Raw genomic sequence first — 20,437 nt, 5'->3', positions numbered from 1 at the left:
AAGCGCCGGAGCGTTGCGACGAATCTCAGGGTATAGGGAGATTTTCTGAACTTCATCGTAGGAGGGCGACGCAGGCAAGACCGTGCGCTAGCGTACATAGCTGGCGCTTTGGCAGCGTGTCGGCAAAGAAATTTGCAGACTGGACAGTGAAAAAATGCCGCAAGGAAACGAATAGCTTGCTCCGTGCCGATGATGGCACGGAGCAATATTTCAAGGAGGAAAGTTCAAGCCGCTCAGGCAGCGATGGCCAGCGGGTGGCGCGTCGCATCCGCCATCGCCATGCCGCCGTTCAGTTGCCATGCGGCGCCATGACCGAGGCGGCGCAGACAGGCGCTGGCGCGCGCGCTGCGGTTGCCGCTGCGGCAGAAAAAGACCAGCGGGCGCTGCGGTTGCTGCAGCCATGCGGCCACCTGTCCCGCCAGGCGGCTCAGCGGTACGCTGCGCACCTCGCAACCCTCGAATACCGTGCCGGCGCACGCCGCGTGTTCATACGCTTCGCGTACGTCGACGAGGATGGCGTCGGGATGCTGGCGCAGAAAGGCGGGCAAGGCGGCCGCATCGAACTGGAGTTCGGCGGACGGCACGCTACCGTCCTGCACGCTGTGCACGGTGCCGCAAATACTGCCGTCGTCGCCTGACGCGCACAGCACGGTGTCTGGCGTCAGCAGCGCCGCATCCAGCAAGGGCGTCAAGGCCTCGGGCGCCAGGGTGCCGATGAAGGCGAAGCGCTGCTCCAGCAGATACACATGGTTATCACCGCATTCGATGCGGCGCAAACGCTGCTGGCCCAGTGCCAGCTCACCATCGATATCGACGTGACCGACTTGTTCGATCTCGAGTTCCTGCAGCAAGGCCAGGCGCGCCACGCCATGGTCGGCTGGCGCCGTCGTGTGCACGATGGCGCGCAAGGCCAGGTGCTGGCAGCGGATGAAGGCGGCCAGGCGCGGCACGAGTGCGGCGACGGGGTCGATGACGACGCAACTGGCGCTGGCAGCGTCGCTGAGCAGCCACGTGCACTGGCCATCGACGCTGAGCTGAATCACGCCATCCTGCGGCGATGGCGCCAGCGCCGACGGCAGCAAACAGCTGCTGCGCAGCGCTTCACCACAGCGCTCGATGCGCGCGCACGCGGCGGTAATGGTCGCCGCGTCAATCAGAGGGCCGAACGACAAACGGATGGCCGAGCTGGCGCGCCATTGCGGCACATGCATCGCTTCCAGAACATAACTGGGGAGCGCTTTGGCGGCGGAACAGGCGCTGCCCGAGCTGACGCGCACGCGCGCCGCGTCGAACAGGTCCAGCAATTCTTTCGAGGACAGGCCCGGTACGGAAAAATTGAGCGTCGTCGACAACGACAAGTCGAACGGCATATTGAACACGATGCCGGGGAAAGCGCGTTCCAGGCTGGCCACCAGCTGCTCGCGGAACGCGGCCAGGTCGGCGTGGCTGCGGAAGGTCTTGCCATCGTCGAGCGCGGCCAGCACGGCGCCCAGCGCGGCGATGCCGGCCATGTTTTCCGTGCCCGAGCGCAAGCCCGCTTCCTGGCCGCCGCCCATCATCAAGGGCGTAAACGGCGCGCCGGCGCGCACATACAGCATGCCGATGCCCTTGGGCGCATACAGCTTGTGGCCGGAAAACGGCGCGTAATCGATGCGCGTGGCAGCCAGGTTCAGTTTCAGCTTGCCCAGCGCCTGCACGCAATCGACCATCCAGTAGGCATCCGCGCCGCGCTCCTGCAGCAGCCGGGCGATGGCGGACAAATCGCTGACGACGCCCGTTTCATTATTCGCCGCCATCGTGCACAGCATGGCGGCGTCGCCGATCAGCGCATCGAGCGCCTGCAGATCGTGGCGTCCCTGCGCATCGACGGGCAGCTTGCGCACTTCCAGGCCCAGGCCCAACAGGCGGTTCCAGTGCGCCAGGCTTTCCGGCACGGCCTTGTGCTCGGTCGCGCCATACAGCAGCAGGCTGCCGATGCGCTTGCCCGCAGCGCGCCGTTCACGCAGCGCGCACAGGGCCGACAGCACGGCCGTCTGGATGCCTTCGGTGGCGCCGCTGTTGAACATCAGGCGGCCGTCGCCCACGCCCAGCAAGCCGCTGGCGCGCCGGCGCACACCATCCATCATGGCCTTGGCCTGCAATCCCGTCGCGTGGGTGCTGCTGGGATTGCCATAGCCCTGCTCCATCGCTTGCCGGGCGGCGGCAACGGCGGCGGGCAGCACGCAAGTGGTGGCATTGCTGTCGAGGTAGATTTCTTTCATGATGGCAGTCTGACTATTCTATAAAAAGGGGGCAGCGCAGGCGGCTGGAACATATGAATAGTCTACCGGCCTGCCCCCGTGAAGATATGCCAAAAAATGCTGCAAACAAGGTACCATGCAGCATGTACATGCCACAAAAATCGGAATGACAAAATGAATTCACCAAACGCCTCGCTCGACAAATTCGACTGCGCCATCCTCGCCGCCCTGCAGCAGGACGGCACCTTGTCGATCGCCGCCCTCAGCGAGAAGATCGGCTTGTCCAGCACGCCGTGCTGGAAGCGGGTCAAGCGCCTGGAGGAAGAGGGCTATATCGAGAGCCGCGTGGCCATCGTCAGCCGGCAAAAAGTAGGCTTGCCCGTGACCGTTTTCGTCAGCGTGCGCACGGGACAGCACGATGAAAAATGGCTGCGCCGCTTCGCCGCCGCCGTCATCGTCTTGCCCGAGGTACAGGAATTTCACCGCATGAGCGGCGACATCGATTACCTGCTGAAAGTCGTCACGACCGACATCAAGGGCTACGACACGTTTTATAAAAAGCTCATCAAGGCAGTGCAATTGACGGGCGTGTCGTCCGCCTTTTCCATGGAACAAATCAAGTGCAGCACGGAATTGCCGCTGGAATTGATCGCTCACGGCTTGCCTGCCTGAACGTTTTTCCGCGCAGTATGGATACGCATGAAAGTCGCGCATGTTGATATCCTGCAATCGTTGCCGCACAGCAACGCTCATCAATTAAATACGGCATTCTCCCCATATCGCCACCCTATCGGTCGCTATACTGCGCACTTGCCTGTGCATGTCCGGCACCCTCTGCCAGGCGCGCGGGCCCATTCCCAGGGTCGCCCATGCAGCTGCTTCGTCACCTCTCCATTCAGAAAAAATTGATGTTCAGCATGGGCTTATGCTTGCTGCTGTTCATGGGCATTTCCTCTTTCCTCAGCGTGCGCATGAGCAGCGACTATGTGCGCGAACGCGTCGTCGGCCAGGAACTGCCGGCGCAAGTGGGCGAGATCCGCAACGACGTGCTGCGCCAGATCAGCCAGCCGCTGTCCGTGGTGCAGACGATGGCCAATGATGTCTTCCTGCAAGACTGGGAAGATGCGGACCTGGCGGAAAACGGCCTGGCCACGTTCCAGCGCTACGCCAAAATGCTCAAGGAAAAAAACAAGGCGGCCGTCGTCAGCTGGAGTTCACAAGCGGCGTCCAGGTACATGACCGATGCGGGCCTGATCCGTACGCTGGACAAGCAGCTGCCAGCCGATCACTGGTTCTTCAGCATGCTCGATGAAAACAAACAGCACACGATCAATCTGGACCGCGATCCGGCCTCGGGCAGTTTCATGCTGTTCCTGAACGCAAGGGGCCAGACGGCCGGCGGCAAGGCCGTCATTGCCGGCATGGGCCTGAGCGTCGACGCCATGGCCGAGACCATCCGCAGCTACAAGGTCGGCCAGACGGGCCATGTCTACCTGGTACGCGCCGACGGCAACCTGCTGATCCACCGCGATCCGGCCCTGGCCGACGGCAAGCATCAATTGAAGGACTTGCCCGGCTTTAATGAAGCATTGAGCAAGACTCTGCTGACCGGCAACAAATACGCCTATGCCAGTTATGCGGCGCCGGCCGGCAAGCAGCTCGTGGCCGCCTCTTTCGTGCCGGAATTGAATTTGTACGTGATGGCCGAAGTGCCGGAAGCGGAAGTGCTGGGCAACGTTACGCGTTCGGCCCTGATCGCCGCCCTGATCGCCGGCCTCGTCGGCGGCGGCATCGCCCTGTGCATCATCTATGTCATCAGCCGCGCCATTGCCGGCCCCGTCGCGCGGGCGGCTGACATGCTCAGCGAAATCGCCAGCGGCAATGGCGACCTGAGCCGCCGCATGCCCGTCGAATCGCAAGATGAAGTCGGCGCGCTGGGTGCCGCCTTCAACCGCTTCGTCGCGTCGCTGAACGTGACGATACGCGAAGTTCGCGACAGTACGGGCTCCATTGCGAGCGCATCGAGCCAGATCGCGTCGGGCAACCTGGACTTGTCGGCGCGCACGGAAGCCCAGGCGTCGAGCCTGGAAGAGACGGCGGCGGCCATGGAAGAACTGACGTCAACCGTGAAACAGAACGCGGACAACGCGCGCCAGGCCAATCAGCTGGTGGTGTCAGCCTCAAACCACGCCGTCAAGGGCGGCGAAGTGGTGGGACAAGTGGTGCAGACGATGGGCGCGATTACGGAAAGTTCGCGCAAGATCGCCGACATTATCGGCGTGATCGACGGCATTGCCTTTCAAACCAATATCCTCGCCCTGAACGCTGCCGTCGAGGCGGCCCGCGCGGGCGAACAGGGCCGCGGCTTTGCCGTGGTGGCAACCGAGGTGCGCAATCTGGCACAGAGGTCAAGCCAGGCGGCCAAGGAAATCAAGGACTTGATCGTCGATTCCGGCAGCAAGGTGGAAGCGGGCAGCAAGCTGGTCGACTCGGCCGGCGCCACCATGCAGGACATCGTCGTCTCCGTGCAACGAGTCGCCGACCTGATGGGAGAAATCGCTTCGGCCAGCCAGGAACAAAGCCAGGGCATCGCGCAAGTCAATGCCACGGTGACGCAGATGGATGACGCCACCCAGCAAAACGCGGCCCTCGTGGAAGAAGCGGCGGCGGCCGCCCAATCGTTGCAGGACCAGGCGGGCCGGCTGGCGCAGGTGGTCAGCGTCTTCAAGCTCGAAGAGACCGGGCATGCGGCGCAGTCACAGCCCCGGCAGCCGGCGCACCAGCCCAGCAGACTGCCCACGCCATCGCGCCCGGCAACGCCAGCCAGCGATGCGTGGGAAGAGTTTTAAAGGGGATTAAATCGCCGGCGCTTTCACGCTGGCCGCTTGCTTGAAGAAATCATAGATGCCGCTCTCGCTCATGCGGCGGGCATTCGCCAGTTCGCCGCCCTTGGTGGCGTACAGCACCTGCTTGTTGTCGCTCGATACGAGCACGGCAGCCGGGATGCCTTTCTTGAGCGGATTGCCATAGGCTTGGGCCACGTCCAGGTTATGGTCAAAGTTACCCACGTCGACCTTGACGACCTTGAACTGCTGCTGCATCAACTCGGCGTTCTTGCCTTCCTTCAATGCCTTGTCAAGCGCGCGGCAATCCTCGCACCAGTTGGCGCCAAAGATCAGCAAGACAGGCACGTGGGCCGCCTTCGCTTCGGCCAGCGCGCGGGCCACGTCGGCCTTGGCGTCGGCTGCCGCGTTGTACGGCAAATGCGGCGTGGCGACGGGGTTGCTCGGCGTTGGCGTGGCGGCCATGGCGGTACCGGCAAGCAGCAGGCTGGCAAGGAAAATAGAAAAGCGCATGCGGGCTCCTGAGATAAATCGTGGGGACCAGCTGAACAGCTGTCAGCCAGTGTGATTGTCTAGAATATGCGTACCTGTAGGAAATATCCACCATTTAATTGCACTGTGCTTATGCGGAAAACGTATAAGCGCGTATCGGCACCAACAAGGAGTAGCCGCTTGAGCATGCCAGATACCCTGCCCCCGGCTTTGTCCGGCGCCGCGCGCATGCTGCGCAGCGCCTATCCCGGCGGCATGCCAGACACGGCGTATGCCCCCGTGCTGGCCCTGTTGTACGTACACTTTTCCGACCGCAACCTGGCCGAGCTGATGGCCGCTGTCACGCACAAGGATGCGGCGGTGGTTCTCAATGACATCTATGCCTGCGCCAGCAGCAAGCCGGCGCCGTCCGCCGTGGCAGCTGCCAGGAGCTTGCTGGAACAACACGGCTTGCATGCCATCTGCGCCGAGGATTAATGCCCGCAGGCAGCGAAATGGAACGCATGGGATAATATTGGGCTCAGACTGAGCAACGCGGCCCGAACGCGCCCTCCCCCATGACGACTTCTTTCCTGGCACGCTGGCTGCCGCAACCGAACAACGGCAGCCGCCGCGAACAATTACGCGCCTGCGCGGGCGCCATCTGCGGCTTGCTGCTGACCGGACTCATCTGCCATTTCCTGCTGGCCCCCGACAGTGCCAGCGTCTACCTGATCGCGCCCATGGGCGCTTCGGCCGTGCTGCTGTTCTGCCTGCCGGCCAGCCCCCTGGCACAACCGTGGTCCGTGGTGGGCGGTAACGTCGTCTCCGGCCTGGTCGGCATGGCCTGCGTGAAATGGCTGGGATCGAGCGTGGGCGTGGCGGCGCTGGCCGCCTGCCTGGCCATCGGCGCCATGTTCGCCTTGCGCTGTTTGCATCCGCCGGGCGGCGCCGTGGCGCTCACCACCGTCGTTGGCGGCGCCAGCGTGCATGCGGCCGGCTTTGAATTCGTCTTCATCACCGTGCTGTTCAATTCCGCCGTGCTGGTCGCTTGCGCCGTGCTGTACAACAACCTGACGGGACGCCGCTACCCGCACATCCAGCAGCTGGTGGCGCCGCATCCGCACGCCACCAGGGATGACGTGCCCAGCAACCGCCTGGGCTTTTCGCCGGACGACCTCGATGCCGTGCTGCGCCAGCACAGCGAAGTGCTCGACATCAGCCGCGACGATTTGCAAGCGATCTTCCTGCAGACGGAAATGCGCGCCTACCAGCGCCGCTTCGGCGTCGTCACCTGCGCCGACATCATGTCGAAGGACGTGCTCAGCGTGGAATTCGGCACGCCGCTCGATGTGGCCTGGCGCACCATGCGCGAGCACCAGGTGGGCGCCCTGCCCGTGCTGAACCGGGCGCGCCGGGTCATCGGCATCATCACGCAGACGGATTTCCTGCGCCATGGCGGCCTCGACGATTATCAGGGCATGCGCCAGCGCCTGCGCGGCCTGCTGCAGCGCAGCGGCCTGTCCCACAGCGATAAGCCGGAAGTGGTGGGCCAGCTGATGACGCCGTCGCCGCACACGGCCCGCCTGGGCACGCCCATCATCGATTTGGTGCCCCTGATGGCCGACGCCGGCTACCACCATATTCCCATCCTCGACGATGAAGAACGCCTGGCTGGCATCATCAGCCAGTCCGACCTGATGGCGGCCCTGTACGAAAGCCGCTTTGCCGAGGCCGCCGCATGACGCCATTCCAGGCGCTGCTGACTGGCCCCGATGGCGGCCCGGCCGGCACGGTCGTCAGCGCGCATTTTTTCGGCGCGCAGTTGACCATCGATGCGCCCGGCCATAACGTGGATGTGACGCAGCTGGTCGTCAGCGTGGGCGGTGTCGACGGACCGGAACTGTTCCTGAACTGGCTCGACGAACATGGCCGGCAAGTGTCGCTGAAACCGCTGACCGAGAGCGACATCGCCATCGTCTTGCGCGAAGCGCCGGCCGCGCTGCAGCCGCAACTGCAACGCCTGTGGGGCGAGCGCCAGCGCAACCGGCGACAAGTGTCGGGCTGGCTGGCCGGCTTGACGGGCGCGACCATCGTCGCGGCCGCCCTGCTGTGGTGGCAAGGCGGCCATGCCGTCGGCGCGCTGGCGGGATGGATCCCCTTGTCGACGGAAAAACAGCTGGGCGAACTGGCTCTGTCGCAAGTGCGCGCGCAAGGCGGCATCAACGAAAGCGGCGTGGCGCAGCAGACGGTGCAGGAGATCGGCCGCAAGCTGACAGCCGGTTCGCGCTACCAGTACCGCTGGCTGATCAAGAACGACGACACGGTCAACGCGTTTGCCATGCCCGGCGGCATCATCGTCGTGCATACGGGCTTGCTGCGTCAGGCAGCCGATCCGGGCGAACTGGCCGGCGTGCTGGCGCATGAAGTGCAGCACGTGGAACAGCGCCATTCGTTGCGGCAAATGATCAGCAGCCTGGGCTGGGGCGCCCTCGTGGGCGTGACCATCGGCGACATCAGCGCCGTGGCCGCCATGCTGGCGCACCAGGCCGGCACCCTGTATTTCAGCCGCGACATGGAAGAAGAGGCGGACCGCCTCGGTTTGCTCGCCTTGCAGCGCGCACAGATCCGCCCCGACGGCATGCTCAGCTTTTTCCAGAAGCTCGATGACAAGGACAAGGCCAAGGTGCCCGACTGGATTTCTTCGCACCCGCAAACGGCGGCGCGCGCGCAGCAGATCCGCAGCCTGATCGCCGCCACGCCCTGCCCCGCCTGCCTGCCCTTGACCAGCAGCCACTGGCAAGAGATGAAAGCGGCCTTGCCGCCTACGGCAAAATAGCAACATTCCCCTCGTACAATTTATCCAAACGTACTGGGCAATGGCGTATGCTTACGCCCCGGCTGCTCCATCGCGACCGGCCACCCCGACCCACAACGCCTCCGTTCATACCCTCCTTACAAAGGACTTCGCGCATGAAGCATCGTTTTGCCGCCGGCACCCTCGGCACCCTGGCCATCTCTCTGTTGCTCGCCCATGCGCCCATGGCGCAAGCGGCCCAGTCCGCAGCCAAAAGCGTGGCCGTCAGCGCGCCGCAAGCCAAGCAGCGGTTGCAGGTCGTGGCCGATCAGTACTACGATGCGCTGGCCCGTTTCGAGCCGATCAACGCCACCGAGAGCGGCGACAACCGTTTTGACGACCAGCTCGGTTCAGCCATCGTGCCCGCCGCGCGCGCCAAACAGTTCGCGCTGTACCGCCAGTACCAGAAGACGCTGCGCAGCATTGCCCGCGCGCAGCTGTCGCACCAGGACCAGATCAACTACGATATCCTCGACTATGAACTGGCCACGGCGCTGAGCTTCGAGCGCTTCCCCGAATACCTGCTGCCCTTGAACCAGATGGACAGCATGCCCGTCACCCTGGCCAATTATGCGGGTGGCGAGGCATCGCAGCCTTTGACCACCGTCAAGGAGTATGACGCTTACCTGAGCCGTATCGGCCAGTTGCCGGGCTGGATAGACCAGGCCATCTCCAATATGCGCGTCGGCATGCAAAAAGGCATCGTGCTGCCGAAGGCGCTGACGGAATCGGCCCTGCCGCAATTCAAGAAACTCGTCAGCGCCACGCCGCAAGACAGCGTCTATTACACGCCCATCAAGAACTTGCCGGCCAGCTTTTCCGCCGCGGACAAGGCGCGCCTGACGCAAACCTACACCGTCATCATCGAAGCCAAGCTGATGCCTGCGCTGCAGCGCCTGTCCACCTTCATGGAACGCGATTACCTGCCAGCCAGCCGCGCGAGCAGCGGCTGGAGCGCCCTGCCCGATGGGGCTGCCTGGTACCAGGCGCGCGTGGCCAGCAGCACCACGACGGATCTGAAACCGGAGCAGATCCACGCCATCGGCCTGAAGGAAGTGGCGCGCATCCAGGAACAATATGCGATCGTGGGCCCGAAGATGGGCTACAACGGCCCGGCCGCCGGCCTGCCCGTGTGGGTGTCGCAGCAGGAAAAATTCCGCCCGTTCAAGACGGAACAGGAAGTGCTCGACGTCTATCGCAAGCTGAACGTGCTGCTGGACAGCAAATTGCCAGCCCTGTTCACCCTGGTGCCGAAGGCGCCGCTGGACTTGCGCCTGGAACCTGAACTGAGCCGCGACACGGCCGCCGACCACTACACGGCGCCGGCCGCCGATGGTTCGCGCCCCGGCGTATTCTGGTCCGTCGTCACGGATCCGAAACTGTATGGCGACACGGGCATGACCACCCTGTTCCTGCACGAAGGTAAACCGGGCCACCATTTCCATCTGGCGCTGGTGCAAGAGATGGACTTGCCGAACTTCCGCCGTTTCGGCGGCAACAATGCCTTCACGGAAGGCTGGGCCCTGTATGCGGAAACCCTGGGCAAGGAAATGGGCCTGTTCGAGGATCCGGCCCAGTATTTCGGCCACTTGAACGACGAGATGCTGCGCGCCGTGCGCCTGGTGGTCGACACGGGCTTGCACACCAAGGGCTGGACGCGTGAGCAGACAATCAAGTACATGCGCGATACCCTCGGCTATGACGCCGTGGCGAAAAGCGAGACGGAACGCTACATGGCCTGGCCGGGCCAGGCGCTGGGCTACAAGATCGGTTCGCTGAAAATCGTCGAACTGCGCCAGCGCGCGCAGCAGGCGCTGGGCGACAAGTTCAGCCTGCCGAAGTTCCACGAAGTCGTGCTGAGCGACGGCACCCTGCCCCTGAAACTGCTGGAAGCCAAGGTCGACCGGTGGATCGCCCAGCAGAAGTAAGCTAGTCGCTTCCCGCCACAACGGCAGCGCCAGTCCGGGCTGCCGTTTTTTTTCGCGCCGATGCTTGATCTGGCGCAGACCCAGCGCATCTCGCGCACGCCTGCCGGAACGCATACCAGACCATGCTGCCTAATTCCCATACACAGAAGGGAGGCAGCATGCAAAACGAAGACATCAGCGATGGCGCCACGGCCAGGCCGCCCGCATGGCAAGCGTCAATGGAGATACCCGATGATGCTGGCGCATCGGACCATGGCCATGACGCCATTCTTCATTACACGAGCACGCGCGGCCAGGCCGATGGACGGCCGCAGCGGCACATTCCCGACGCTAGCGCGCACGGCAACCATGCCATGATCAGGGCACTTGGCTGGCTCAGCATCGGCCTGGGCCTGGCCCAGTTAGTGGCGCCGCAGGGCCTGGCGCGGGCCAGCGGCTTGCGCGGCGTCTCGTCTGTCTGGATACGCGCCATCGGCTTGCGCGAAATGGCTTGCGGCGTGGCCTTGCTGCGCGGAGAAACCCGGCCGGCATGGCGCTGGTCGCGCATCGCCGGCGACGCCATGGACCTGTCGCTGCTGGGTGTGGCCATGGCCAGCCGGCGCAATGCGCGCACGCGGCTGGCGGCGACGGCAGCCGTGGTGGCGGGCGTGACGGCCATCGACTATATCGCCAGCGCACAACTGGCGCCGCGCAAGCTGAGCGAATTGCCCGCGCCCGGCGAAGCGGGGCTGGCGCTGCAAAAGAGCGTCATCGTCAACCGTTCCGCCGACGATTGCTACCGCGCCTGGCGCGACCTGGAAAACCTGCCCCGCTTCATGCCGGGCCTGCAGTCGGTGCAGGTAATCGATGCGCGCCGCTCGCGCTGGAACAGCGTCGAAGGCGTATGGATAGGCGAACTGACGCAAGAGCGTCCAGGCCAGGGCATGCGCTGGCGCGCGGCGGAAAACCATACCGAAACAGGAGCGCTGGAACTGTCGCCCGCACCCGACGGACGCGGCACCGTGGTGACCATGCAGCTGCACATGCAGCCGCCGGCCGGCAAGGTGGGCACTGCCGTGGCCGGCCTGTTCAGCCAGGCGCCCGCCTACCAGATCGAAACCACCTTGCGCCGCTTCAAGCAGTGGATGGAAACGGGCGAGGTCAGCACCACCGAGGGCCAGCCGTCGGGCAAGCGCAGTTTCAAGACGCGCTTGCTGCACAAGGCTGGCGGCACGGCACCGGCCCCTCGGCCGCAAGCAAACGGAGGTGTGTCATGAAAGCCAATTGCTGGCACGGCAAGCGCGACGTACGGATCGAACAGGTGCCCGATCCCGCCATCCTCAATCCCGGCGACGCCATCATCAAAGTCAGTTCCACTGCCATCTGCGGCTCCGACTTGCACCTCTACAATGGCGTCGTGCCCAGCATGGAACAAGGCGACATCCTCGGCCATGAGTTCATGGGCGAAGTGGTGGAAACGGGCTCCGCGGTACGCAAGCTCAAGGTGGGAGATCGGGTGGTGGTGCCGTTTCCCATTGCCTGCGGACGCTGCTTCTTTTGCGAACAACAGCTGTACTCGGTGTGCGAGAATTCCAATCCCAATGCCTACATGGCGGAAAAGATGTGGGGCCACTCGGGCGCGGGCATCTTTGGTTATTCCCATTTGACGGGCGGCTACGCGGGCGGCCAGGCCGAATATGTGCGCGTGCCGTTTGCCGACGTCGGCCCCATCAAGGTGCCGGACGAGCTCAAGGATGAACAGGTGCTGTTCCTCTCGGACATACTGCCGACCGGCTACATGGCGGCCGAAGCCTGCGCCATCACGCCAGGACAGGTGGTGGCCGTGTGGGGTTGCGGCCCGGTGGGACAGTTCGCCATCCAGAGCGCTTTCCTGCTCGGTGCCGAACGCGTCATCGCCATCGACCATTACCCGGAACGCCTGCGCATGGCGCGCGAACTGTCCGGTGCGGAAACCCTGCATTTCGATGCGGTGGACGTGCCCGATGCCCTGCGTGAAATGACGGGAGGACGGGGACCCGATGCCTGTATCGATGCCGTCGGCATGGAAGCGCACGGTTCCGGCGTCAGCTATATCTACGACCGCCTCAAGCAGACGATGAAACTGGAATCGGACCGTCCCACGGCCCTGCGCGAAGCCTTGATGGCATGCCGCAATGGCGGCGTCGTCTCGGTACCGGGCGCATATGGCGGCTTCAGCGACAAGATCCCGTTTGGCTCCATCATGAACCGTTCATTGACCATCAAGACGGGGCAGACACACGTGCAGCGCTACATGCAGCCGCTGCTGGAACGGATACAACGGGGCGAACTCGATCCCGGCGCCATCATTTCCCACCACTTGACCCTGGACGAAGCGCCGCATGGCTACGAGATCTTCCAGAAGAAACAGGAGCAATGCATCAAGGTGGTGCTGCATCCCGGCCCCTGATCGGCGCTGGCAGACACGCTGGCAGGCAACGCGGCCGGGGCAGACGAGCAATGCGCTGATCTCAGACGAGCTCAGACGAGCAGCGCGGCGCTCATCGAACGCACTTCCTCGTTTGACTCGGCCAGGATGCTTTGCAGGGTTTCGTTATCGATAATGAAATCGATGACGGAATCGGAGGGTGTGAGCATTTCCACGTACGTCACCTGCAAGGGCGACTGCACGGGCGACAGTTGTTTGGCCAACAATAAGGTGTCGAGCAGGGAGTCGGGCGGGATCGATAGCAAGCCATCGCGCAAGCCTTCGATGGCTTCGCTGACGGCTCGCGGGATCAAGAGCTTCTTCATGACTTCGCGGGAAATGATTTCTTCGGCCGATTCCATCCAGTGATCGGCATCGTCGTCGAGCAGGCCGGGGAATTCATCGGCGCGCGACAGCAGGTAAAAGCCGCCCACCTCATGCACGATGCCGGCGAACAGCGCCGTGTCGGCATCGACGTGCGTCACGCGGCGGGCCAGCACGTGCGCCAGCGCCGCCACATGGGCCGTGTGCTCCCACAACTGGGTCGCCTTCTGGCGCAAGACGGGATCGATGATCTTGCTGCCGAACTGGCGCACCACCATGGCCGCCACCAGCGCATACAGATTGCGGTAACCCATGCGCATGACGGCGGCGCGCACGCTGGTCACAGGCGCCGCATCGCCGCGGCTGTACACGGCCGAGTTGGCCAGCGCGACCGTGCGCGCCGCCAGCAAGGGCTCGGCCAATACCAGCTTGATCGCATGGTCGATATGGCAGTCCGGTTCAGCCAGGGCCAATTGCAATTGCAATGCGGAATTAACACTCGTGGGAAATGTTAATTCTCCGCGCACCGCCTGGGAAACAATTAAACCGAAAGCCTGTAGTTTATTCATCATACGATCAATCCGCCTCAGATATTATTCTGGCCAACAATTTCATGCATCGGAAATTGAATGCCAGGCCCGGCCTTTAGAATACAGATGGCATGTCATTCGCTTGTAATGAAGAATCAGGCAATGCCAGCGCATGCAATAGCGTTTCATCGCCGATCACAAACAACTTCGGCTGCTGTAATACCTGCAGCAGAAATGGCTGGCCTTCGCGCAGCCGCCGGCGATAATCGGCCAGCGTATATAGGTTGGGATTGATTTTACGCCTTAAGGTTCGCTCGGCCGGGGCCAATCCCGTCAACAGATCGCCATAATTGGCTTCTTCGCCCACCAGCAGCAAATCGATGGCGCTGCCAGGCATGTCCTGCCCCTTCGCCGTGGCGCCCGACACGAATGCCAGGTGCAACTGCGCACGCAAGGGAGCCAGGGTCATGCTGAGCACGCCGACGATGCCGAAGGTTTTCTGCACCAGTCCGCTCAATTCCGGATACACGAGGCTTTCCTTGTTGGGCCAGAAGCGCCGCACATTGCCGATCCGCTCCGACGTGATCAGCCCGGAATCATGCAGGCGACGCAATTCGCGCTGCGCCGACGCGCTGCCCAATCCCGTCAAGCGCATGATCTCGTTCAAGTGAAAACCTTCATTCACGCGGACAAAGAGCAGTCCCAGCAGTTTCTGCTGGGCGGGAGTAAACAGGGCTTGGGCAATCATGTGCCAGATATTAGCATGAGCACGCCGAAAATTGGCGTGGCATGCGTGCTTTTGCTATGCGACAACAGAGTGTGCCGGCAGGACGGCATCGTGCATAATCGCCATGGTTGCGCACTGCCGATCGATCGGAAAACGGCGTGCCCTCTCACACCCGCAGTTGCCAATGAACCATACTTTCAGGGGAACACTTGTATGTCATCAGCCACCAGCAGCGTGGTCGGGTTTGTCGGAGGACAGCTTGATACGGCGGCCTTTGAACACCTTTTATATGAAGACGCAGAAACAGAGCGCCTGTTGTCGGCGCAGCCGGCGCCCAGGTATGCGCATGCGGGGCACACGCTGTATCACTATCTGATATCGCTCGACCTGCACAATCCGGCGGATGTGCTGAACGCGCAGGGCGCCCTGGCCGATTTTTTGCACGCCGCCGGCATTCCGTTATGCGTCTCGGAAAAGCCTGGCCAGTTGCACGCGCTTTTGCTGGCGGCGCAGCCGAAGTGGCTGGATGTGGATCTGGCCTATGTGGCGGCACTGCTGGACAAGGCACCGCCGCATGCGAAAAAAAGTGAACGGACGCAGTGGCTGCGGGCGCAATTGCTCGCGTTATTTCGCTATGCGAAGAAGCCGCCCCGCTGGCTGCAAGCGCCGAGCTGGCCCATCGAGGCGGACGGTCCGCTGGTATTTCTGGGGCAACTCCCGGTGGACGGCTATTTTCATGACGAAGCCGCCGTCTATGTGTTTTACGATGCCAGCAAAAAAGAGTGCCGGTCAATACTGCAGACTTGCTGACGCCATAGCGTCCCTGGGTGCGGCGTCCTGTTTGCGTATGCGCTGGAAGGCCGCAGTCATGGACATAAAAAAACGGCACCAGGAATTTCTCCCTGGTGCCGTTCTTATCAGCGAACAGCGCAGATGCATATATTTAATAGGTTAAATAATTAACGAATGACCGTTGAATGGCATACGCAATAAATCTTTTCTATTACCTGAAATTTCTATCAATTAAATGATTAAAAATTCCCAGGAAAATAAAGCGGACGACATCCATGCGATTGCAATTAACTATAAATTGTACGCTGCTTGATAAAGATGACGCTTCGTCGTGTGTTGCCGGGTTTCGATAGCCAAAAGATCGTCGGTAGTTTCCCCGGCCAGGGTGGCTTTATCAGTCAGCAGCAGTGCTTGACGCTCTTCCACTTCCCACGCTTCTTTCTCTTTGCGTGCGCGGTGGAAGGCTGCAGTAACGGACATAAAAAAACGGCACCCGAAGGTGCCGTTCTTGTCAGCTAGCAGCGTAGATTACGCTTCGTCGCCGTGGAGTTGCCGGGTTTCGATGGCCAGCAGGTCGTCGGTAGTTTCCCCGGCCAGGGTGGCTTTATCGGTCAGCAGCAGTGCTTGACGCTCTTCCACTTCCCACGCTTCTTTCTCTTTGCGTGCGCGGTGGAAGGCCGCAGTAACGGACATAAAAAAACGGCACCCGAAGGTGCCGTTCTTGTCAGCTAGCAGCGTAGATTACGCTTCGTCGCCGTGGAGTTGCCGGGTTTCGATGGCCAGCAGGTCGTCGGTGGTTTCACCGGCCAGGGTGGCTTTATCGGTCAGCATCAGTGCTTGACGCTCTTCCACTTCCCACGCTTCTTTCTCTTTGCGTGCGCGGTGGAAGGCTGCAGTAACGGACATAAAAAAACGGCACCCGAAGGTGCCGTTCTTGTCAGCTAGCAGCGTAGATTACGCTTCGTCGCCGTGGTGTTGCTGGGTTTCGATGTCCTGCAATGCTTCTGCAGCTTCGCCAGCCATCGAGGCTTTCTCGGCCAGCAGCAGTGCTTGACGCTCTTCCACTTCCCACGCTTCTTTCTCTTTGCGTGCGCGGTGGAAGGCCAGGCCCGTACCGCCAGGAATCAGACGGCCGACGATGACGTTCTCTTTCAGGCCGCGCAGACCATCGCGCTTGCCCATGATCGCCGCTTCGGTCAGCACGCGGGTGGTTTCCTGGAACGATGCGGCCGAGATGAACGAATCGGTCGACAGCGAAGCCTTGGTAATACCCAACAAGACGTTTTCGTAGGTCGCTGGAATCTTGTTCTCAACGGCCATGCGATCGTTCTCGTCCAGCAGTTCCGAACGCTCTACCTGCTCGCCAACGATGTAGTTGGTGTCGCCGGCATTGACGATCTGAACACGGCGCAGCATCTGACGCACGATCACTTCGATGTGCTTGTCATTGATCTTCACGCCTTGCAGACGGTACACGTCTTGCACTTCGTCAACGATGTAACGTGCCAGCGCTTCGATACCCAGCAGGCGCAGGATGTCTTGCGGATCGGCCGGGCCGTCCACGATCATCTCGCCCTTGTTCACGACTTGGCCGTCATGCACCAGCACTTGTTTGTCCTTGGTGATCAAGAACTCATGCTTGTTGCCGTCCATGTCCGTGATTTCCAGACGCTGCTTGCCCTTGGTTTCTTTACCGAACGCAACCGTACCCGTGACTTCCGCCAGCATACCGGCATCTTTCGGCGAGCGCGCTTCGAACAGTTCCGCAACGCGCGGCAGACCACCGGTAATATCGCGCGTTTTTTGCGATTCGGTAGGAATACGTGCCAGCACTTCACCAACCGATACCTGTTGACCATCCTTGACCATGATCAGCGCGCCGACCTGGAAGCCGATCGCCACCGAGTGTTCGGTGCCGGCGATCTTGACTTCTTCGTTCGCGTCGTTGATCAGCTTGACTTGCGGACGCAACGTTTTCGTCAACGAACCGCGACGTTTCGCATCGATCGCCACCAGGGTGGACAGACCGGTCACTTCATCGACCTGACGGGCAACGGTGACGCCTTCTTCGACGTTCTCGAAACGCACTTGACCGGCGTATTCGGTAATGATCGGACGGGTCAGCGGATCCCACGTTGCCAGGGCCGTACCGGCCTTGATGACCATGCCGTCCTTGACGATCAGGGTCGCACCGTACGGTACTTTATGACGCTCACGCTCACGGCCATGGTCGTCGGTGATCAGCACTTCGCCGGAACGGGAAATGACGATTTGCGCGCCCTTGCCGTTCGTCACGTAACGCATGGTTGCCGTGAAGCGGATGGTACCGTTCGACTTGGCTTCCACCGACGATGCCACTGCTGCACGCGATGCCGCACCACCAATGTGGAACGTACGCATGGTCAGCTGGGTACCAGGCTCACCAATCGACTGCGCTGCCACCACACCGACGGCTTCGCCGGCGTTGACCAGCATGCCGCGGCCCAGATCGCGGCCATAGCACTTGGCGCACAGGCCGAAGCGCGTGTCGCAAGTCAGTGGCGTGCGGACCTTGACTTCATCGATGGACAGACGCTCGATCTCTTCGACCATGTCTTCGTCCATCAGGGTGCCGGCTTCGTACAGCGTTTCCTGGGTTTCAGGATTGACGACGTCATGCACCACGACGCGGCCGAGGATACGGTCACGCAACGGTTCGATGACTTCACCACCTTCGACCAGTGCCTTCATGACGGCGCCGTTCATGGTGCCGCAATCGTCCTCGATCACCACCAAGTCTTGTGTCACGTCAACCAGACGACGCGTCAGGTAACCGGAGTTAGCCGTTTTCAGCGCCGTATCGGCCAGACCTTTACGAGCGCCGTGGGTCGAAATGAAGTACTGCAAAACGTTCAGACCTTCGCGGAAGTTCGCGGTAATCGGCGTTTCGATAATCGAGCCATCCGGTTTGGCCATCAGACCACGCATACCGGCCAACTGGCGAATCTGGGCTGCGGAACCGCGCGCGCCGGAGTCGGCCATCATGTAAATGGCGTTGAACGATTCTTGCGTCGACTTGGTGCCGTCACGGCGGATCACGTCTTCGACTTTGAGCTGGTCCATCATGGCCTTGCCGACTTCATCCGAGGTTTTGCCCCAGATATCGACTACCTTGTTGTAACGCTCGCCGGCGGTCACGAGACCCGAGGCGTATTGCTGTTCGATCTGCTTGACTTCCGATTCGGCCGTCGCGATCAGCGTGACTTTTTGCGGCGGTACCAGCATGTCGTCGACGCAGATCGAGATACCGGCGCGTGTCGCCAGGCGGAAACCCGATTGCATCAGTTTGTCTGCGAACACCACGGTGGCGCGCAGGCCGCACTTGCGGAACGACGTGTTGATCAGCTTGGAAATTTCTTTCTTTTTCAGCGCGCGGTTCAGGACGGAGAACGGCAGGCCTTTAGGTAGAATTTCCGACAGGATCGCACGGCCGATCGTCGTTTCGTAGCGGGTTACCGTTTTCTCGAATTCGCCCGTTTCGGCGTTTTTCGGGTATTCGGTAATACGCACGGTAACGCGGGTCGTCAGTTCGACTTCCTTGTTGTCGTAGGCGCGGATCACTTCCGACACGTCAGGGAACATCATCCCTTCGTTCTTCGCATTGATCGCTTCGCGGGTCGCGTAGTACAGACCCAACACGATATCCTGGGAAGGAACGATCGATGGTTCGCCGTTCGACGGGAACAGGATGTTGTTCGATGCCAGCATCAACGTGCGTGCTTCCATCTGTGCTTCGATCGACAGAGGAACGTGGACCGCCATTTGGTCACCGTCAAAGTCGGCGTTGAATGCGGCGCAGACGAGCGGGTGCAGCTGGATGGCCTTGCCTTCAATCAGGACTGGCTCGAACGCCTGGATACCCAGACGGTGCAGCGTAGGTGCGCGGTTCAACATGATCGGATGTTCACGAATCACGTCTTCCAGGATGTCCCACACGACCGGCTCTTGAATCTCGACCAGCTTTTTCGCGGCCTTGATCGTGGTAGCCAGACCCATCAGTTCCAGTTTATTGAAAATGAATGGTTTGAACAGTTCCAGCGCCATCAGTTTCGGCAAGCCGCACTGATGCAGTTTCAATTGCGGGCCCACGACGATGACCGAACGACCGGAGTAATCGACGCGTTTGCCCAGCAAGTTTTGACGGAAACGGCCGCCTTTACCTTTGATCATCTCGGCCAGCGACTTCAGCGGACGCTTGTTGGCGCCGGTCATCGCTTTGCCGCGACGGCCGTTGTCCAGCAGCGAATCGACCGCTTCTTGCAGCATGCGCTTTTCGTTGCGCGTGATGATCTCTGGAGCGCGCAGCTCCATCAGGCGTTTCAGACGGTTGTTACGGTTGATGACGCGGCGATACAGATCGTTCAGATCCGAGGTCGCGAAACGGCCACCATCCAGCGGTACCAGCGGACGCAGTTCCGGCGGCAGCACTGGCAGCACTTCCATGATCATCCAGTCAGGCTTGATGCCCGAACGCTGGAACGCCTCTAACACCTTAAGGCGCTTGGCGTATTTCTTGATCTTGGCTTCGGATTTCGATTCCTTCAGTTCCACGCGCAGGGTTTCGGCATCGCGGTGGATGTCGATCGAGCGCAGCAGTTCACGGATACCTTCGGCGCCCATGAAGGCGGTGAAGTCGTCGCCGTACTCTTCGTACTTGGCGGCGTAGTCGTCTTCCGACATGATCTGGCACTTCTTCAGCGGGGTCATGCCTGGATCGGTCACGACGTATGCTTCAAAGTACAGCACGCGTTCGATGTCCCGCAGGGTCATGTCCAGGACCATGCCCAGACGCGACGGCAGCGACTTCAGGAACCAGATGTGCGCGGTCGGCGAGGCCAGCTCGATGTGGCCCATGCGCTCGCGGCGCACTTTGGCCAGGGTGACTTCGACGCCGCACTTTTCGCAGATCACGCCGCGGTGTTTCAGGCGCTTGTACTTGCCGCACAGGCATTCGTAATCCTTGATCGGGCCAAAGATCTTGGCGCAGAACAGGCCGTCGCGCTCAGGCTTGAAGGTACGGTAGTTGATGGTTTCCGGCTTCTTGACTTCGCCGTAGGACCACGAACGGATTTTCTCAGGCGAAGCGAGACCGATCTTGATTGCATCGAAGGTCTCGTTGGTCTGTACTTGCTTGAATAGATCGAGCAGTGCTTTCATGTATCACTCCAGAGGTGATTAAATTTCTATATTCCTGAGACTACATTGCCCGGCGTGGTTTCCCAGCCGGGCTTTGTGTTTCC

Annotated in this window: 17 protein-coding genes; 9 read left to right on the top strand and 8 right to left on the bottom strand. The window is 61.5% G+C overall.

Features of this window, described 5'->3' with window-relative positions; translation table 11 throughout:
* Positions 1–233 precede the first annotated feature (233 nt).
* Positions 234–2,261 (bottom strand): aminotransferase class V-fold PLP-dependent enzyme, encoded by a 2,028-nt coding sequence (locus tag P9875_RS03050; protein ID WP_278317550.1) that lies wholly within the window; start codon positions 2,259–2,261, stop codon positions 234–236.
* A 153-nt stretch (positions 2,262–2,414) separates the two neighbouring features.
* On the opposite strand from P9875_RS03050, the gene P9875_RS03045 reads away from it, so the two are divergent.
* Together P9875_RS03045 and P9875_RS03040 are read left to right on the top strand one after the other, a co-directional pair.
* Positions 2,415–2,912 (top strand): Lrp/AsnC family transcriptional regulator, encoded by a 498-nt coding sequence (locus P9875_RS03045; RefSeq protein WP_278317549.1) that lies wholly within the window; start codon positions 2,415–2,417, stop codon positions 2,910–2,912.
* A 197-nt stretch (positions 2,913–3,109) separates the two neighbouring features.
* The gene (locus tag P9875_RS03040) at positions 3,110–5,089 is read left to right on the top strand and encodes a methyl-accepting chemotaxis protein (RefSeq protein WP_278317548.1); all 1,980 of its coding nucleotides are present in this window, start codon (positions 3,110–3,112) and stop codon (positions 5,087–5,089) included.
* A 6-nt stretch (positions 5,090–5,095) separates the two neighbouring features.
* Here the strand turns inward: P9875_RS03040 and P9875_RS03035 are convergent, their stop codons facing one another.
* Entirely contained in the window at positions 5,096–5,596 is a 501-nt protein-coding gene (locus P9875_RS03035) for a thioredoxin family protein (RefSeq protein WP_278317547.1), read from the bottom strand.
* Positions 5,597–5,761: 165 nt separating this feature from the next.
* On the opposite strand from P9875_RS03035, the gene P9875_RS03030 reads away from it, so the two are divergent.
* The 6 genes from P9875_RS03030 (at position 5,762) to P9875_RS03005 (ending at position 12,767) form a co-directional block, all read left to right on the top strand.
* Entirely contained in the window at positions 5,762–6,052 is a 291-nt protein-coding gene (locus P9875_RS03030) for a DUF3349 domain-containing protein (RefSeq protein ID WP_423221843.1), read from the top strand.
* A gap of 80 nt (positions 6,053–6,132) precedes the next feature.
* Positions 6,133–7,299 carry an HPP family protein gene (locus P9875_RS03025; protein ID WP_278317545.1) on the top strand — a complete coding sequence of 389 codons (1,167 nt, stop codon included), beginning with the start codon at positions 6,133–6,135 and terminating at the stop codon, positions 7,297–7,299.
* A complete protein-coding gene (locus tag P9875_RS03020) occupies positions 7,296–8,393 on the top strand; it encodes a M48 family metallopeptidase (protein ID WP_278317544.1) in 1,098 nt (365 codons plus the stop codon). Before P9875_RS03025 ends, P9875_RS03020 begins: the two co-directional genes overlap by 4 nt.
* A 134-nt stretch (positions 8,394–8,527) precedes the next feature.
* Positions 8,528–10,339 (top strand): DUF885 domain-containing protein, encoded by a 1,812-nt coding sequence (locus P9875_RS03015; RefSeq protein WP_099401266.1) that lies wholly within the window; start codon positions 8,528–8,530, stop codon positions 10,337–10,339.
* 158 nt (positions 10,340–10,497) lie between these two features.
* Positions 10,498–11,595, top strand: coding sequence for an SRPBCC family protein (locus P9875_RS03010; RefSeq protein WP_278317543.1), 1,098 nt, complete (start codon positions 10,498–10,500; stop codon positions 11,593–11,595).
* A complete protein-coding gene (locus P9875_RS03005) occupies positions 11,592–12,767 on the top strand; it encodes a zinc-dependent alcohol dehydrogenase (protein ID WP_278317542.1) in 1,176 nt (391 codons plus the stop codon). The genes P9875_RS03010 and P9875_RS03005 overlap by 4 nt, the downstream gene beginning before the upstream one ends.
* Positions 12,768–12,838: 71 nt before the next feature.
* Here P9875_RS03005 and P9875_RS03000 read toward each other — a convergent pair whose 3' ends face one another.
* Both P9875_RS03000 and P9875_RS02995 read right to left on the bottom strand, forming a co-directional pair.
* Complete coding sequence (locus P9875_RS03000) at positions 12,839–13,678, bottom strand: HDOD domain-containing protein (protein WP_035828534.1); 840 nt, start codon at positions 13,676–13,678, stop codon at positions 12,839–12,841.
* Positions 13,679–13,754: 76 nt separating this feature from the next.
* A complete protein-coding gene (locus tag P9875_RS02995; protein WP_035823954.1) occupies positions 13,755–14,387 on the bottom strand; it encodes a transcriptional regulator in 633 nt (210 codons plus the stop codon).
* Positions 14,388–14,402: 15 nt separating this feature from the next.
* Between P9875_RS02995 and P9875_RS02990 the strand changes: the two genes are divergently transcribed.
* A complete protein-coding gene (locus P9875_RS02990; RefSeq protein ID WP_278317541.1) occupies positions 14,403–15,176 on the top strand; it encodes a hypothetical protein in 774 nt (257 codons plus the stop codon).
* A 273-nt stretch (positions 15,177–15,449) separates the two neighbouring features.
* Here the strand turns inward: P9875_RS02990 and P9875_RS02985 are convergent, their stop codons facing one another.
* The 4 genes from P9875_RS02985 to rpoC are packed head-to-tail and all read right to left on the bottom strand — an operon-like array spanning position 15,450 to position 20,354.
* Complete coding sequence (locus P9875_RS02985) at positions 15,450–15,638, bottom strand: hypothetical protein (protein WP_278317540.1); 189 nt, start codon at positions 15,636–15,638, stop codon at positions 15,450–15,452.
* A gap of 48 nt (positions 15,639–15,686) precedes the next feature.
* A complete protein-coding gene (locus tag P9875_RS02980) occupies positions 15,687–15,851 on the bottom strand; it encodes a hypothetical protein (protein WP_161784197.1) in 165 nt (54 codons plus the stop codon).
* 48 nt (positions 15,852–15,899) lie between these two features.
* Entirely contained in the window at positions 15,900–16,064 is a 165-nt protein-coding gene (locus tag P9875_RS02975; protein ID WP_161784196.1) for a hypothetical protein, read from the bottom strand.
* A gap of 48 nt (positions 16,065–16,112) precedes the next feature.
* On the bottom strand, positions 16,113–20,354 hold the full coding sequence (gene rpoC / locus P9875_RS02970) for a DNA-directed RNA polymerase subunit beta' (protein ID WP_034753138.1): 4,242 nt from the start codon (positions 20,352–20,354) through the stop codon (positions 16,113–16,115).
* Positions 20,355–20,437: the final 83 nt, after the last annotated feature.

The organism is Janthinobacterium rivuli (genome assembly GCF_029690045.1).
In the GTDB taxonomy this organism is placed as follows: domain Bacteria; phylum Pseudomonadota; class Gammaproteobacteria; order Burkholderiales; family Burkholderiaceae_D; genus Janthinobacterium; species Janthinobacterium rivuli.
Note: the sequence above shows the minus strand (reverse complement) of the source record. Positions and strands in the feature narration are given on the sequence as shown.

Bases quoted from the DNA above. Each gene is read 5' to 3' on its own strand.
- P9875_RS03050 (WP_278317550.1), bottom strand. From the start codon at position 2,261: ATGAAAGAAATCTACCTCGACAGCAATGCCACCACTTGCGTGCTGCCC.
- P9875_RS03045 (WP_278317549.1), top strand. From the start codon at position 2,415: ATGAATTCACCAAACGCCTCGCTCGACAAATTCGACTGCGCCATCCTC.
- P9875_RS03040 (WP_278317548.1), top strand. From the start codon at position 3,110: ATGCAGCTGCTTCGTCACCTCTCCATTCAGAAAAAATTGATGTTCAGC.
- P9875_RS03035 (WP_278317547.1), bottom strand. From the start codon at position 5,596: ATGCGCTTTTCTATTTTCCTTGCCAGCCTGCTGCTTGCCGGTACCGCC.
- P9875_RS03030 (WP_423221843.1), top strand. From the start codon at position 5,762: ATGCCAGATACCCTGCCCCCGGCTTTGTCCGGCGCCGCGCGCATGCTG.
- P9875_RS03025 (WP_278317545.1), top strand. From the start codon at position 6,133: ATGACGACTTCTTTCCTGGCACGCTGGCTGCCGCAACCGAACAACGGC.
- P9875_RS03020 (WP_278317544.1), top strand. From the start codon at position 7,296: ATGACGCCATTCCAGGCGCTGCTGACTGGCCCCGATGGCGGCCCGGCC.
- P9875_RS03015 (WP_099401266.1), top strand. From the start codon at position 8,528: ATGAAGCATCGTTTTGCCGCCGGCACCCTCGGCACCCTGGCCATCTCT.
- P9875_RS03010 (WP_278317543.1), top strand. From the start codon at position 10,498: ATGCAAAACGAAGACATCAGCGATGGCGCCACGGCCAGGCCGCCCGCA.
- P9875_RS03005 (WP_278317542.1), top strand. From the start codon at position 11,592: ATGAAAGCCAATTGCTGGCACGGCAAGCGCGACGTACGGATCGAACAG.
- P9875_RS03000 (WP_035828534.1), bottom strand. From the start codon at position 13,678: ATGAATAAACTACAGGCTTTCGGTTTAATTGTTTCCCAGGCGGTGCGC.
- P9875_RS02995 (WP_035823954.1), bottom strand. From the start codon at position 14,387: ATGATTGCCCAAGCCCTGTTTACTCCCGCCCAGCAGAAACTGCTGGGA.
- P9875_RS02990 (WP_278317541.1), top strand. From the start codon at position 14,403: ATGAGCACGCCGAAAATTGGCGTGGCATGCGTGCTTTTGCTATGCGAC.
- P9875_RS02985 (WP_278317540.1), bottom strand. From the start codon at position 15,638: ATGTCCGTTACTGCAGCCTTCCACCGCGCACGCAAAGAGAAAGAAGCG.
- P9875_RS02980 (WP_161784197.1), bottom strand. From the start codon at position 15,851: ATGTCCGTTACTGCGGCCTTCCACCGCGCACGCAAAGAGAAAGAAGCG.
- P9875_RS02975 (WP_161784196.1), bottom strand. From the start codon at position 16,064: ATGTCCGTTACTGCAGCCTTCCACCGCGCACGCAAAGAGAAAGAAGCG.
- rpoC (WP_034753138.1), bottom strand. From the start codon at position 20,354: ATGAAAGCACTGCTCGATCTATTCAAGCAAGTACAGACCAACGAGACC.